The 12,929-nt window shown below is 63.0% G+C and carries 12 protein-coding genes and 2 pseudogenes; 3 read left to right on the top strand and 11 right to left on the bottom strand.

The genetic code is table 11. The features are described 5' to 3' along the window. Positions 1 to 132 precede the first annotated feature (132 nt). On the bottom strand, positions 133 to 591 hold the full coding sequence (locus ASD99_RS05150) for a MarR family winged helix-turn-helix transcriptional regulator (RefSeq protein ID WP_056596838.1): 459 nt from the start codon (positions 589 to 591) through the stop codon (positions 133 to 135). 96 nt (positions 592 to 687) lie between these two features. Here ASD99_RS05150 and ASD99_RS05145 point away from each other — a divergent pair, with 96 nt between their 5' ends. Then, positions 688 to 1,413, top strand: a complete 726-nt coding sequence (locus ASD99_RS05145; RefSeq protein ID WP_056596844.1) for a glutathione S-transferase family protein — start codon at positions 688 to 690, stop codon at positions 1,411 to 1,413. Here ASD99_RS05145 and ASD99_RS05140 read toward each other — a convergent pair. Both ASD99_RS05140 and ASD99_RS05135 read right to left on the bottom strand, forming a co-directional pair. Then, positions 1,361 to 2,626 carry an FAD-dependent oxidoreductase gene (locus tag ASD99_RS05140; protein ID WP_056596853.1) on the bottom strand — a complete coding sequence of 422 codons (1,266 nt, stop codon included), beginning with the start codon at positions 2,624 to 2,626 and terminating at the stop codon, positions 1,361 to 1,363. The two genes, ASD99_RS05145 and ASD99_RS05140, sit on opposite strands and share 53 nt — an antisense overlap. 47 nt (positions 2,627 to 2,673) lie before the next feature. Next, positions 2,674 to 3,084 (bottom strand): winged helix-turn-helix transcriptional regulator, encoded by a 411-nt coding sequence (locus ASD99_RS05135; protein WP_056596856.1) that lies wholly within the window; start codon positions 3,082 to 3,084, stop codon positions 2,674 to 2,676. Positions 3,085 to 3,219: 135 nt separating this feature from the next. On the opposite strand from ASD99_RS05135, the gene ASD99_RS05130 reads away from it, so the two are divergent. Continuing rightward, complete coding sequence (locus tag ASD99_RS05130; RefSeq protein WP_057142926.1) at positions 3,220 to 4,113, top strand: SDR family oxidoreductase; 894 nt, start codon at positions 3,220 to 3,222, stop codon at positions 4,111 to 4,113. A gap of 61 nt (positions 4,114 to 4,174) precedes the next feature. Here the strand turns inward: ASD99_RS05130 and ASD99_RS05125 are convergent. From ASD99_RS05125 to ASD99_RS05115, 4 genes and pseudogenes are all read right to left on the bottom strand, one after another. Further along, positions 4,175 to 5,993: pseudogene (locus ASD99_RS05125) on the bottom strand (potassium transporter Kup). Positions 5,994 to 6,275: 282 nt separating this feature from the next. Continuing rightward, positions 6,276 to 6,804 (bottom strand): annotated as a pseudogene (locus ASD99_RS34560) (KUP/HAK/KT family potassium transporter); the annotation flags it as partial. A gap of 1 nt (position 6,805) precedes the next feature. Then, positions 6,806 to 8,283 (bottom strand): potassium transporter Kup (locus ASD99_RS05120; RefSeq protein WP_056583070.1); only part of this gene is annotated, 1,478 nt, incomplete at its 3' end. Between the two features lie 99 nt (positions 8,284 to 8,382). Beyond that, positions 8,383 to 9,123: a pyridoxine 5'-phosphate synthase gene (locus ASD99_RS05115; RefSeq protein ID WP_056583068.1), complete on the bottom strand. Its 741-nt coding sequence runs from the start codon at positions 9,121 to 9,123 to the stop codon at positions 8,383 to 8,385. 114 nt (positions 9,124 to 9,237) lie between these two features. Here ASD99_RS05115 and ASD99_RS05110 point away from each other — a divergent pair, with 114 nt between their 5' ends. After that, positions 9,238 to 9,642 (top strand): STAS/SEC14 domain-containing protein, encoded by a 405-nt coding sequence (locus tag ASD99_RS05110; protein ID WP_056583067.1) that lies wholly within the window; start codon positions 9,238 to 9,240, stop codon positions 9,640 to 9,642. Here the strand turns inward: ASD99_RS05110 and ASD99_RS05105 are convergent, their stop codons facing one another. From ASD99_RS05105 to nthA, 4 genes are all read right to left on the bottom strand, one after another. Further along, positions 9,643 to 10,770 carry an ATP-dependent DNA helicase gene (locus ASD99_RS05105; RefSeq protein ID WP_056583064.1) on the bottom strand — a complete coding sequence of 376 codons (1,128 nt, stop codon included), beginning with the start codon at positions 10,768 to 10,770 and terminating at the stop codon, positions 9,643 to 9,645. A 481-nt stretch (positions 10,771 to 11,251) separates the two neighbouring features. After that, positions 11,252 to 11,596, bottom strand: a complete 345-nt coding sequence (locus ASD99_RS05100) for a nitrile hydratase accessory protein (RefSeq protein WP_162252215.1) — start codon at positions 11,594 to 11,596, stop codon at positions 11,252 to 11,254. Positions 11,597 to 11,603: 7 nt separating this feature from the next. Next, positions 11,604 to 12,263, bottom strand: a complete 660-nt coding sequence (nthB, locus tag ASD99_RS05095) for a nitrile hydratase subunit beta (RefSeq protein ID WP_057142925.1) — start codon at positions 12,261 to 12,263, stop codon at positions 11,604 to 11,606. After that, the gene (gene nthA, locus ASD99_RS05090) at positions 12,260 to 12,883 is read right to left on the bottom strand and encodes a nitrile hydratase subunit alpha (protein ID WP_056583058.1); all 624 of its coding nucleotides are present in this window, start codon (positions 12,881 to 12,883) and stop codon (positions 12,260 to 12,262) included. Before nthA ends, nthB begins: the two co-directional genes overlap by 4 nt. Positions 12,884 to 12,929: the final 46 nt, after the last annotated feature.

Raw genomic sequence — 12,929 nt, 5'->3', positions numbered from 1 at the left:
AGGGCCATCGGTCGTTCCGACGCGCCGTACCGTACGTTACGGTTCGGCATATTGCGCAATACGAGGCCGCGCGCAAGAGCACGAGCGCAAAATATCTGCAAGTGGATGGGCGTTGCCGTGCGACAAGCCTCGCTAATCGCTGGCTGGCGGCTGACGCAGCCGGCCAAGCAGTGCCGAGACCATGGTCAACTCATCCGCCGACAGTTTGGCGCCGACCAGTTCGGTGATCGACCGTCCGTAGACAGCCCACATCTGGCGGCGTGTCTCTCGCCCGTTGGCGTTGATGCGGATGGTCTGGCCACGGCCGTCATCGGCCACCGGCAGTTTCTCGACGAGCCCATCGGCCTCGAGCCGGGCCAGCAGGCGCGAAATGTTGTATTGCGCGAACAGGGTGCGCTCGATGAGCTGGAACGGCCGCAGCCCGCCCTCACCCGCCTCGGCAAGCTCATGCAGCACGTCGTACCAGGCAAGCGGCGGCAGGCCTGAGGCCTTCAACGCCTCTTCAGCGCTTTCCATCAGCTGGCGCGAAACCCGCATCAGGCGGGCCCAGGCCTTGATGGCTTCGGGCGAAGGCGTGGCTTTCTCGGTCATGGCCGCATGCTTAGACGATAGATGCAGTTGCATCAAGCTTGACGATCGATGCGCATGCATCTACATAGATGCAATTGCATTAACTTGGAAACCACCATGAAACACAAGCTCATTCTCGTCAGCCATCATCTCTGCCCCTATGTGCAGCGCGCCGCGATTTCACTGGCCGAAAAAGGCGTGCCGTTCGAGCGCGTCGATATCGACCTCGCCAACAAGCCGGGCTGGTTCAAGGCGATCTCGCCGCTCGGCAAGGTGCCGCTGCTGCGCGTGCAGCGAAATGGCGAGGAAACGGTGATCTTTGAATCGGCCGTCATCCTCGAATTCCTCGAAGAGACGCAGGCCAACCCCCTCCACCCTGCCGACCCCTATGCCCGCGCCCGGCATCGCGCCTGGATCGAGTTCGGCTCGGCCACCCTCAACACCATCGGCCGGTTCTATTCAGCATCGACCGAAGCCGGATTCCTGGCCGAATCCAGCGCGCTGTCCGCCATGTTCGATCGTCTCGAAGCCGAGCTAGCGGACGAGACTGGCGGACCCTGGTTTGCCGGCGAGCGCTTTTCACTCGTCGACGCCGTCTACGGTCCGGTCTTCCGCTATCTAGACGCCTTCGACCGGGTCGGCGATTTCGACATTCTGGATGGCAAACCGCTCGTCCAGGGCTGGCGCAAGGCGTTGAGTGAACGCCCGTCGATCAAGCACGCCGTGGCGCCGGACTACCCGCTGGGCCTGCATGCCTTCCTGCGAGCGAAGGGATCGTACCTTTCGGGCCTCATTGGACGAAGCGATCCGGCCACCGCGCTTCAGTCAGCCCGATCCGCTTGAACGGATCGAATACGGTTCCCGCGACCATCGAGGCGAGGAACTGCGGCGCCGGCGGGATCTTCGCCACCGTCGCCACCAGCCTGTCGCGGATGAAGGGCAGCGCTACGGAATCCGACTGGTAAAACGGCGTGAATGCGAGCGACAGCGCCTGGAAGACGCGGACATGCCAGCGCCGCGCCTTCGCATAGGCTTCCAGTGCTGCCTCGACGTTTGGCGTCCGCGCCAGCGCATGGCTGAGGGCGGCGGCGTCGAGCAGCGCCATGTTTGCCCCTTGCCCGAGTTGCGGGCTGGTCGAGTGCGCCGCGTCGCCGATAATGGCCAGCCGCCGCCCAACCGGCCGCTTCATCGTGTGGTGGCGATAGCGGGCCAGCGAGAGCTGGTCGAAACTGTCGATCTGGCTGGTGTACGCCTCGCTCTCGGGCCACAGCCGGACCACCCTCTCCTTCCAGGCGTCCAGACCCCGGGCGCGCACCTCATCGGCATCCGACGGCTTCAGGCTCCAGAAGAATGCCGCCATCTTTTCAGCGCCCGGCTCCGGTCGCCCGATCGGCAGCACGCCGATCATCACGCTCGCTCTGTCGTAGCGCTGCAGCAGCGCGTGCTCGTCAAAACCTTCGCCGCGCCAGCCGAGCGAGGCCCAGAACGCACCATAGGTGAGTGGTTGTGGCTCGCCTGGAGCACTTGCGCTGCGTCGCAGTTTCGAGCGCGAACCGCTGGCGTCGACGACCAGGTCGAACGGCCCCGCCTTTCGTCCGTTGCCACAGATCAACGTCGCTCGTTCGCCGGTCTCCAGAGCCTCGATCTCAACGCCGGTCTCGATGGCGATCGCCTCGCGCTGCGCGGCGCGGAAAAGCACGCCGAACAAGGCCGCCCGGTGCACCGCCAGCCCGAAGCGGCCACCGCGTTGCGCATCATAGCGGACGTCGAGCACGGTACGGCCGCTGTTGGCATCGGCGCCGTGCAGGCGATCAATGCGGCTGCCCAGCGCCAGTATGTCGTCGAGCAGGCCAAGATCGGCCAGGACCGTCAGCCCGGTCGGCTGCAGGATCAATCCGGAACCGACCGGCTTCGGTTCGTCGAAGCGCTCGAAGACGGTGGCCCGATGCCCGGCGCGCTTGAGATAGAGCGCCATGGCCAGTCCCGCCGGCCCGGCGCCTGCAATTGCGATGTCGTAGGAAATGCCAATGCCCCCAAAGCCGTATGGCCGGGACAATCCTTCAGCGGCCGGACGAAATCAAGCCGCCAACGGCCTTGTCCCGCTCACGCCTGGGTGGCATCAAAGCCGGCACGCGCGTTGCGCACGGCGTCATGATTGAGCTCGGCCCACAGGATCAGCTGATGCAAGGCGCTGAACATCGAGTGTCCGAGATCGGTCAGGCTGTATTCGACGCTCGGCGGCTTGGTTGGGAACACTTCGCGATGCACATAGCCGTCGCGCTGCAGATCGTAGAGCGTCTGCGTCAGCATGCGCTGTGAAATGTCGGGCACCAGCCGCCGCAACTCGCCGAAGCGGTACGGATGCTCGGCCAGCGCCATCATCAGCAGCGAACTCCATTTGCCGCTCACCCCCTGGATGACATCGCGGACCGGACAATCGGCAAAATTGCCGCCGCCGGAAATCGCGTTGTAGACCTCCATCTTCGATCTCAGATTGACGATCTTGCTGTCCACCGTTGGTTCCCTGCGCGTGCCTACCTCCCAAAAAACTGCCTTCTTTACGGCAACAGGTCAATTCCTATTTTAGTGCTGGTCTCTTTTTGAGACCGACACTCGAACCGCGCTTCCGGCGCAACGTCAGGATCCTCCATGACCGAAACCCTTCTCGTCACCGGCGCTTCCGGCCAACTCGGCCGCAGCGTCATCAACCACTTGCTGGACTCACTCGAGGTTCCGCCTCGGCGGATCATCGCCACCACCCGCAATCCGGAAAACCTCGCCGACCTGGCGGCGCGCGGCGTCACCGTCAGGGCCGCCGACTTCGACGACACCGCATCACTGGAGGCTGCATTCAAAGGCGCCGACAAGGTGCTCATCATCTCGACCGGCGAGATCGACCTAGCTAACGGCAAGCGCCTGAGGCAGCATGAGAACGCGGTTGCTGCCGCGAAGAAGGCCGGCGTTTCGCACCTGCTCTACACCTCGATGCCGAATCCGGAACCGGTTTCGCCGGTACTGTTTGCCAATGATCACTACGGCACCGAGCAGGCGATCAAGGCCAGCGGCATCGCCTACACCATCTTCCGCAATGGCTGGTACCAGGAGAACATGTTCATGGCACTGCCGCAGGCCATCGCTTCGGGACTCTGGTACACGTCCGCCGGCGACGGCCGCATCGCCCACGGCGCTCGCGATGACATGGCAGCAGCGATCGCCGCCGGCCTCGCTGCCGTTGCAAACGAAAGCAAGACCTACACGTTGACCGGCCCGCAGGCCTACACCACGGCCGAGATTGCCTCGCTGGTAAGCGAGGTCACCGGCAAGCCGCTCCACGTCGTGCCGGTTTCGGATGAAGCTTTGACCGAAGGTGTGAAGGCGGCTGGCGTTCCCGAGGACTTCGCCCGCATCATCGTGTCGTTTGACGCCAACACGCGCGCCGGCCGCATCGCCATGGTGACGGACGCGGTCGAGACGCTTTCCGGCCGCAAGTCGAAAACGCTGAAGCAGTTCCTCGAGGCGAACAAGGCCGCCCTGGCCGGTTGAAGCGGAGTGACATGGACTGTGCCGTGAGGCACAGTCCATTCGCCGATCCGCCAGGACATGCCTAGATCGCCACCTGCGTGCCGATCTCCACCACGCGTCCGGTCGGGATCTGGAAATACTCCGTCGCGTCGGCCGCCGTGCGCGCCAGGCCGATGAACAACCGGTCCTGCCACACCGGCATGCCGGAATTGGGCGAGGCCTTGAGCGAACGCCGCGACAGGAAGAACGAGGTCGTCATGATGTCGAACTTCCAGCCCTGCTTGCGGCAGATCGCCAGCGCGCGCGGGATGTTGGGCTGCTCCATGTAGCCGAAGGTCAGCGTCACCCGCATGAACAGCTCGTTGACCGTCTCCATCTTGACCCGTTCGCTGTCGGGCACCACCGGCTGCGGTGAACACGGCGGTGCCGGACACAAGCTGCGGCTTTTTCTTCAACAGATTGCCTGCGAGGAAATCGAGCGGGATCTCGTTGCGGCGGGTCTTGTCGAACAGGTAGCGGCTGCCGCGCACCCAGGTCCACATGGCCGTCACGATGGTGAAGGCCACGGCCAGCGAGGCCCAACCGCCCTCGAACACCTTGACGATGTTGGACGCAAAGAAACCGACGTCGATGAAACCGAACAGCACCGTCATCGCGACGGCCACCCACAGCCGCCATTTCCAGATCCGCGTCATGACCACAAACAAAAGCACCGTGGTCACCAGCATGTTGCCGGTCACCGAGATACCGTAGGCGGAGGCCAGTTTGCTGGACTCGCCGAAGCCGACGACCAGCATCATCACCACCAGCGCCAGCAGCAGATTGATACGCGGCATGTAGATCTGGCCGGACTGCCTCTCCGACGTGTGCGAGATCTGGAGGCGCGGCAGCATGTTGAGCTGTACCGCCTGCCTGGCCAGCGAGAAGGCCCCCGAGATCACCGCCTGGCTGGCGATGACGGTGGCGGCCGTTGCCAGCACCACCATCGGGATCAGCGTCCAACCCTCGTTCATCTCGAAGAACGGATGACCGACCACGCCATTCTTCGCCAGCACGAAGGCGCCCTGCCCGGCATAGTTGAGCAGCAGGCAGGGAAACACGATCGCCAGCCACGCGAGCACGATCGGCTTGCGGCCGAAATGGCCGAGATCGGCATAGAGTGCTTCGGCCCCGGTGACGGCGAGAAAGATGGCGCCGATGGTAACGAAAGCGACATCGGGCGAATTGATCAGGAAGGCGACGATGTAGTGCGGGCTGATCGCCAACAGGATTTCGGGGTCGGCGATGATGTGATTGAGACCGGACAGGCCGATGGCCAGGAACCACACGGCCGTGATCGGGCCGAAGATCAGCGCCACGCCACCGGTGCCGAAACGCTGCACCGAAAACAGGATCGCCAGGATAACCAGCGTCAGCGGCACGACATAGGGCTGGAAGGTCGGCGTGACGACATTCATGCCCTCGACCGCCGACAGCACCGAAATCGCCGGCGTGATGACCGCGTCGCCGAAGAAAAGCGATGCCCCGACAATGCCGATGCCGAGCATCAGGGCCGAGCGCTTGGGGAAACTACCGCGTGCCAGAGCCATCAGCGACAGCACGCCGCCCTCGCCGCGGTTGTCGGCGCGGAGCACGAACATGATGTATTTGATGGTGACGATGATCGTCAGCGACCATATGATCAGCGACAAAACGCCGAGAATATCGCCGCGCTGGGCGACATTGCCGCCCGATGACGCCACCAGCGCCTCGCGAAAGGCGTAGATCGGGCTGGTGCCGATATCCCCATAGACGACGCCGAGCGCGCCCAGCATCAGAACCTTGGTGCTGTGCTGTTCGACTTCCGAATGGCTCGATTGTTCGACGGGTTCTGCCTCACTACCAGTATTGGTAAGGGCCATGGACGACACTCCGATAAGCGCGCGGTGCTCTACGCTTGCTGCGATGCAATATCAAGTGCCGCTGCGTAATGGCTGCCATGCCTGCCACGCGAGGCTTGTCGGTGGATCTTCGACCATTGGACATTCGCAGGTTCGATCCACGCTACCGGAGGCGCCCCACGACAGTCCGCACGCGCATCGATCAGATCGCCACCTGCGTGCCGATCTCCACCACGCGTCCGGTCGGGATCTGGAAATACTCCGTCGCGTCGGCCGCCGTGCGCGCCAGGCCGATGAACAACNAGATCGCCACCTGCGTGCCGATCTCCACCACGCGTCCGGTCGGGATCTGGAAATACTCCGTCGCGTCGGCCGCCGTGCGCGCCAGGCCGATGAACAACCGRTCCTGCCACACCGGCATGCCGGAATTGGGCGAGGCCTTGAGCGAACGCCGCGACAGGAAGAACGAGGTCGTCATGATGTCGAACTTCCAGCCCTGCTTGCGGCAGATCGCCAGCGCGCGCGGGATATTGGGCTGCTCCATGTAGCCGAAGGTCAGCGTCACCCGCATGAACAGCTCGTTGACCGTCTCCATCTTGACCCGTTCGCTGTCGGGCACCACCGGCTGCGGYGCCGTCACCACCGAAAGGATGACGTTCTGCTCATGCAGCACCTTGTAGTGCTTCAGGCTGTGCATCAGCGCGGTTGGCGCGCTGAGCGGATCGCTGGTCAGGAACACGGCGGTGCCGGACACAAGCTGCGGCTTTTTCTTCAACAGATTGCCTGCGAGGAAATCGAGCGGGATCTCGTTGCGGCGGGTCTTGTCGAACAGNAACACGGCGGTGCCGGACACAAGCTGCGGCTTTTTCTTCAACAGATTGCCTGCGAGGAAATCGAGCGGGATCTCGTTGCGGCGGGTCTTGTCGAACAGATAGCGGCTGCCGCGTATCCACGTCGACATGACTAACCCCATGACGCAGGCAACGGTAATCGACACCCAGCCGCCTTCGAAGATCTTCACGACATTTGCCAGGAAGAAGCCGCTATCGATAATGCCGAACAACAGTGCCAGCGCCAGCGCCAGTGCCAGCTTCCATTTCCATAACTTGCGCATGACCACGAACAGCAGGATCGTCGTCATCAGCATTTCACCAGTCACCGAGATACCATAAGCGGAGGCCAGCGAACTCGAACTGCCGAAACCGACGACCAGCAACATCACCCCCAACGCGATGAGCAGGTTGACGCGCGGCATATAGATTTGCCCGAGTTGCATTTCGGACGTGTGCTGCACCTCGATGCGCGGCAGGAGATTCAGTTGAACTGCTTGGCGAGTCAGCGAAAAAGCGCCAGAAATCACCGCTTGGCTGGCGATGACGGTCGCGGCGGTGGCCAGACCGACCATCGGCATCAGCACCCAGTCCGGCAGCATCTGGAAGAACGGGTTGGTGGGCCTGCCACCATTTGCGAGGACAAAGGCGCCTTGCCCGAAATAGTTGAGCAGCAGGCAGGGAAACACGATCGCCAGCCAGGCGAGCACGATCGGCTTGCGTCCGAAATGGCCGAGATCGACATAAAGCGCCTCCGCCCCGGTCACCGCCAGGAACACCGCGCCAACCGTGACGAAGGCGGCAGTCGGTGTGCCGACCAGATAGGCAGCCGCATAGTAGGGATTGATCGCCAGCAGGACCGACGGGTCGTCCATCAGATGATAGACACCGGCGACGCCGATGGCCAGGAACCACAACGCAGTCACCGGACCGAACACAGCTGCGACCTTTCCGGTGCCGAACCGTTGCACCGAGAACAGGACGGCTAGGATAACCAAGGTGATGGGCACAACATAGGCATCCAATGTCGGAGTCACGACCTCCAGGCCTTCAACCGCCGACAGCACGGAGATGGCCGGCGTGATGATCGCGTCACCGAAAAACAGCGCCGCGCCGCAGAGCCCGATCCCGAGAATGAGTCGCGCGCCTTTTGGATAGGCGCTGCGTGCGAGCGACATCAACGACAGTGTACCGCCCTCGCCCTTGTTGTCGGCGCGCAGCACGAAGGCGACATATTTTATGGTCACGATGATGGTCAACGCCCAGACGATCAGCGACAGAACACCCAAGACGTCACCGCGCGTATCCGTGCCCGGAGAAGCATGAAGCGCCTCGCGGAAGGCGTAGATCGGGCTGGTGCCGATATCCCCATACACGACACCCAATGCGCCCAGCATCAGAACCTTGGTGCTATGCTGCTCGACCTCGGGATGGCCCGATGCGACGGCTTCGGCGTCGCTATCGCTACTGGCAAGTGCCATGAACCACTCTCCGGTAGGCGTGCGGTGCATTACGCACGCTGCGGTACGATATCAATTGCACACGATGGCTGCCATGCTTTGCTGTGCCAAGCTCAACCCCTACCAGCCGCAGGCCTTGAGGAACCGACCCACCGTGCCGGCCATGCCATACTCCAACGCGTCGGCTGTCAACCCATGTCCGATCGACACTTCGGCCAATGCAGGAATGCGCTTGGCAAGTGCCGGCAGGTTGCTGACCACCAGATCGTGCCCGGCATTGACCTGAAGCCCGGCAGCAAGAGCGGCGTCGGCGGTTTTTCCCAGTCTTTCCAGCTCCTTGGCCGCCTTGGCGGAGTCGGAATAGTAGCTGCCGTAGGGACCCGTATAGAGCTCGATACGGTCGGCGCCGGTGTCGCGTGCGGCCGCCACGCAATCGGGGTCCGGATCGGAAAACAGCGACACGCGAAAGCCCCCCTTCTTCAGACGCTTGACGATCGGAGTGAGGAACGCGGCCTGGGTCGCGAAGTTCCAGCCATGGTCCGATGTCGCCTGGGCCGGATCGTCCGGCACCAGGGTCACCTGTTCAGGCTGGTGCTTTTCCACAAGCCCCAGGAAATCCTCGCTCGGATAGCCCTCGATGTTGAATTCCGCGCGCGGAAACTCGTCGTCGATCAGCGACCGGATCTCTGGCAGATCGGAGTGTCTTGTGTGCCGCTCGTCGGGGCGCGGATGCACCGTCAGCCCATGCGCTCCGGCCGCGAGCGCAATGCGGCCGAGACCGATGACGCTAGGCCACGGCAGGTCGCGTCGGTTGCGCAGCATGGCGATGGCATTGAGATTGACGGAGAGCTTTGCGGGCATGTGGGCGGCCTCGTAAAATCATTTGACGCGCCACCTATAATGCCTTTGGCGGGAACAGACAGGGGGTTTCGGGTGTTCCAAGCCTGATGAACGAACCTGGGAAAGGAACCCCCCGTGAATTTTCTCGATACCGTACCGGCGATCCGCCGTCTCGAAACCAGCCGTGACGACCTTTTCGCCATCGACGTCGTCGGGCACGTCTCTGCTGCCGATGGCGAAAACCTTTTTGGGCTGATGGAGGCTGCCTACGCTCTTCACCCACGCATCGATGTGCTGGTGCGCCTCGTCGAGCATGAGGGCGTCGACTGGGCTCATATCGCGGACGAGACCCTGAAGCAGGGCGCCATCCACGCATTGGAACATGTCGGCCGTTGCGCGACGATCGGCGAACCGGACTGGATAGCGGACGCGCAGCGCTTCCTGCCATCCTCACCGCCCATCGAATTCAGACATTTCAAGGCGGACGAGGAAGCCGCGGCGTGGCAATGGCTTGGTGCTCAGCCAACCGAAGAGCGATAGCTACCTGACGATCGTCAGCCGCTCGGCCGCCCGCGTGATGGCGGTGTAGAGCCAGCGCTGGCGGGTTTCCTTGAAGGCCCAGCTCTCATCGAACAACACGATCTCGTTCCATTGCGAGCCCTGTGCCTTGTGCACGGTCAGCGCGTAGCCATAGTCGAAATCGTCGAAGCGCTTCTTCTGCTGCCAGGGGATATCGGCGTCCGGATCCTCGAAGGCCGCCTTGAGCAGCTTGATCTTGGCGACGCCGCGATCCGGATCGTCCTCTTCCGGCGACACCAACAGGTTGATGCCGGGCTTCACCGTTTCGCGCGACGAGGTCATCACCTTCCACAGCGAGCCGTTGAGCAGGCCCTTGGCCGGGTCGTTGCGCAGGCAGACCAGCTTGTCGCCGGCCTGCGGATAGTCGGCATTGAAGCCTTTGAGCTCGCGCAGCCGCTGATTGTAGCGGCGGCGCGTGCGGTTGGTGCCGACCAGCACCTGGTCCGCCCTGAGCACCAGCTCCTGGGTGACGTCTTCCTTGCCGATCACCTGCGCCGTGCCATAGTCGCCACGCATGAACTCGCGGCCCTCGCGCACATCGAGCGCCAGCCGCAGGATCGGGTTGTCGCGCGCCTGCCGATGGATTTCGGTGAGCAGGAAGTCCGGCTCGTGGTCGGTGAAGAAGCCGCCACCCGAGATCGGCGGCAACTGGCCGGGGTCGCCGAGCACCAGAATCGGCGTGCCGAAACTCATCAGGTCGCGGCCGAGCTGCTCGTCGACCATCGAACATTCGTCGATGACGACCAGTTTGGCCCGCGAGATCGGGCTCTGCCGGTTGAGCGAAAAGGTCGGCGACATCGAGGTCTTGCCGGTGACCTCATCCGATACCGATTCCTCGCCCTTCGGGCGATAGATCAGCGAATGGATGGTGCGCGCATTGACCGCGCCCTTAGAGCGCAGCACCTGTGCGGCCTTACCGGTGAAAGCCGCGAACTGCACCTGGCCATCGACATGCTCGGCGAAATAGCGCGCCAGCGTCGTCTTGCCGGTGCCGGCATAGCCGAACAGCCGGAACAGCTGCGGCTTGCCGGTCTTGAGCCAGCGGGCTACCGCTTGCAGCGCCTCGTCCTGTTGGGGAGAGAATTCCATCAGCGCGAGAGACCGGATTCGCAAGGGAAAGACAAGACAGCCGCCATCACGATCGACACGTCGGGACGCCTCAGCGCCACCGAGAGGTCAGGCTATCAGGGGCGAACCGGAACGTAAAGAGAACAAAGTGAGGTAGTGTCTCAGTTTGAATTTGATGGACCCGCTGCCACGAAAGGCGTAAAATATTTCGCTAGCCCGAAAGCCCTCCACGAAAGGAGCGCGCGATGCCAGGCAGATACGATGAGTTCGTGCACCTCGAAAACATCAGGAATTTCGAAAAGAAACTAGAAACGGAATCAGATCCCATAAAGCGCGATCTGCTTGTTAAGTTGTTGGCCGAGGAGAAGGTGGGAAAACTCTCGCCCACTGTTACTGAGCCGGAGGCTCGCTTTTTGTAAGGACCGCGTGCCCGGTCGAATTTCAAACTGAGGCACTACCCACTACCAAGCTTTGAGTTGCCGCGACCTATTCGGTCTGGCCGCTACGACCTGCGGTCGAGCTGGGGATCATTCTCCAGCAGGATCGGCTTGCCGTGCGGGGTGGCGTGCGCGGCGCGCTCCCAGGCCTCAGCCATTGCGTCGACATCGGACTTGGCGGCCAGCCCTTTGGAGGCAAGCAGGCTTTCCAGTGCCGCCAACCAATGTTCGTAATAGTCATGGCCGTCAGACGCGGCGCCGGGCTTCTTCACCTCGCTCGACAGCGCCTGCGCCCATTCACTCCACGAAAACAGGCCCTTGTCGTGCAGCGCCACCGTCATGGCGAAGGCTTCCGCCTGCCATGGCTCCGCAAACATCGGCGCATCGACGCCCGGTGGCAAATCGGCCATATCCGTGTCACGCCGGCTCAAGGTAGCTCTCCCAGGCATCGATCGAGACGCTCAGCGTCGGGTCGGCGCCCCCGCCCCAGATTTCCGCCCCTTTGAACACCACCGTGTAGACCCATTGCGGGTTCTCGCCGTGCCCATGCGCGTTGCTGTCGGGGAACACAAACCCATCGCGCACGGCCTCGACGACGCCATACTTGCCGCGTGCGTAGCGTGGCAGCCGCGTGTGGCCGGTCGGGTTGAAGTTCTTGGTCCGCACGGGGTCGCCGGCCTTGAACCGCGCTGCCGTCGCTACCGGCCGGTCGCAAGGCCCGCCCTTGGCCAGCACTGCCGGCACGTTTTCGGCCTTCAGCACCCTTTTGGGTGTCGCTGCCGGATCGACCGCCCGACCCGCCTCGAGATCGCGCTCCGTGACGAAGCCATGGCGCTTGAGAAGTGTCTCCAGCGCCTTGATCCAGATCTCGTAGTAGCTGGAGGCATAATAATCGGCGGGATGCAGCGATTCCCGCGCGTGCCGGCTCTCGTCGATGTTCCACGCGCCCATGGCGCCGGCAGTCAGCGTCACGCCGAGCGCGCGCCTTTCCCATGCGGCATGAAAATACGGCTCGTCCTTTTCGGGCGCGACCGGGCCGAAGCCCATCTGTCCGCCGAGATCCTGCGGCCCGTTCATGCCGGCTGCCCCTCTATTCCAGGTCTTTGGGCCAGTCCGGTGCCGATCATCGCGTCGCGGCTCACCAACTCCGCCAGCTGTTCCTTGCTCCAGCCCTCAGTGCCCTCGGGTCGCATCGGCACGACGAGATAGCGCAGCTCCGCGGTCGAATCCCAGACGCGGATCTTCTTGTCCGCCGGCAGCGTCAGCCCGAATTCTTCCAGCACCCCGCGCGGATCGATGACGGCGCGTGAGCGATAGGGCGGCGCCTTGTACCAGACCGGCGGCAGACCGAGCACCGACCACGGATAGCAGGAGCACAGCGTGCAGACGACGAGATTGTGCGTGTCCTCGGTGTTGAACACCGCCTGCATGTGCTCACCTTGCCTACCGGTGTAGCCCAGCGATTCGATCGCCGCCGTCGCGTCGCGCTTCAGCCATGCGGCAAAGTCCGCGTCGACCCATGCCTTGGCCACCACCCTGGCGCCATTGCGCGGGCCGATTTTCGTCTCGTAGGTATCGACGATGACGTCGATCGCGGCCGGATCGATCAACCCCTTCTGGGTGAGGATGGTTTCCAGCGCACGCACGCGGGCGGCAAACGGATCGAGTTCGTTGTCGTGATCATGATCGTGTGACATGGCCGCAAATTACGATTCCGCTGACGCCGCCGCAAGCACGACGCCT

This window comes from Mesorhizobium sp. Root695 (genome assembly GCF_001428185.1).
In the GTDB taxonomy this organism is placed as follows: domain Bacteria; phylum Pseudomonadota; class Alphaproteobacteria; order Rhizobiales; family Rhizobiaceae; genus Mesorhizobium.
This window is presented reverse-complemented; position numbering and strand designations above follow the sequence as displayed.

Excerpts from the sequence above, each read along its gene's own strand:
- ASD99_RS05150 (WP_056596838.1), bottom strand. The coding sequence starts at position 591 with ATGACCGAGAAAGCCACGCCTTCGCCCGAAGCCATCAAGGCCTGGGCC.
- ASD99_RS05145 (WP_056596844.1), top strand. The coding sequence starts at position 688 with ATGAAACACAAGCTCATTCTCGTCAGCCATCATCTCTGCCCCTATGTG.
- ASD99_RS05130 (WP_057142926.1), top strand. The coding sequence starts at position 3,220 with ATGACCGAAACCCTTCTCGTCACCGGCGCTTCCGGCCAACTCGGCCGC.
- ASD99_RS05115 (WP_056583068.1), bottom strand. The coding sequence starts at position 9,123 with ATGCCCGCAAAGCTCTCCGTCAATCTCAATGCCATCGCCATGCTGCGC.
- ASD99_RS05105 (WP_056583064.1), bottom strand. The coding sequence starts at position 10,770 with ATGGAATTCTCTCCCCAACAGGACGAGGCGCTGCAAGCGGTAGCCCGC.
- ASD99_RS05100 (WP_162252215.1), bottom strand. The coding sequence starts at position 11,596 with ATGGCCGATTTGCCACCGGGCGTCGATGCGCCGATGTTTGCGGAGCCA.
- nthB (WP_057142925.1), bottom strand. The coding sequence starts at position 12,263 with ATGAACGGGCCGCAGGATCTCGGCGGACAGATGGGCTTCGGCCCGGTC.
- nthA (WP_056583058.1), bottom strand. The coding sequence starts at position 12,883 with ATGTCACACGATCATGATCACGACAACGAACTCGATCCGTTTGCCGCC.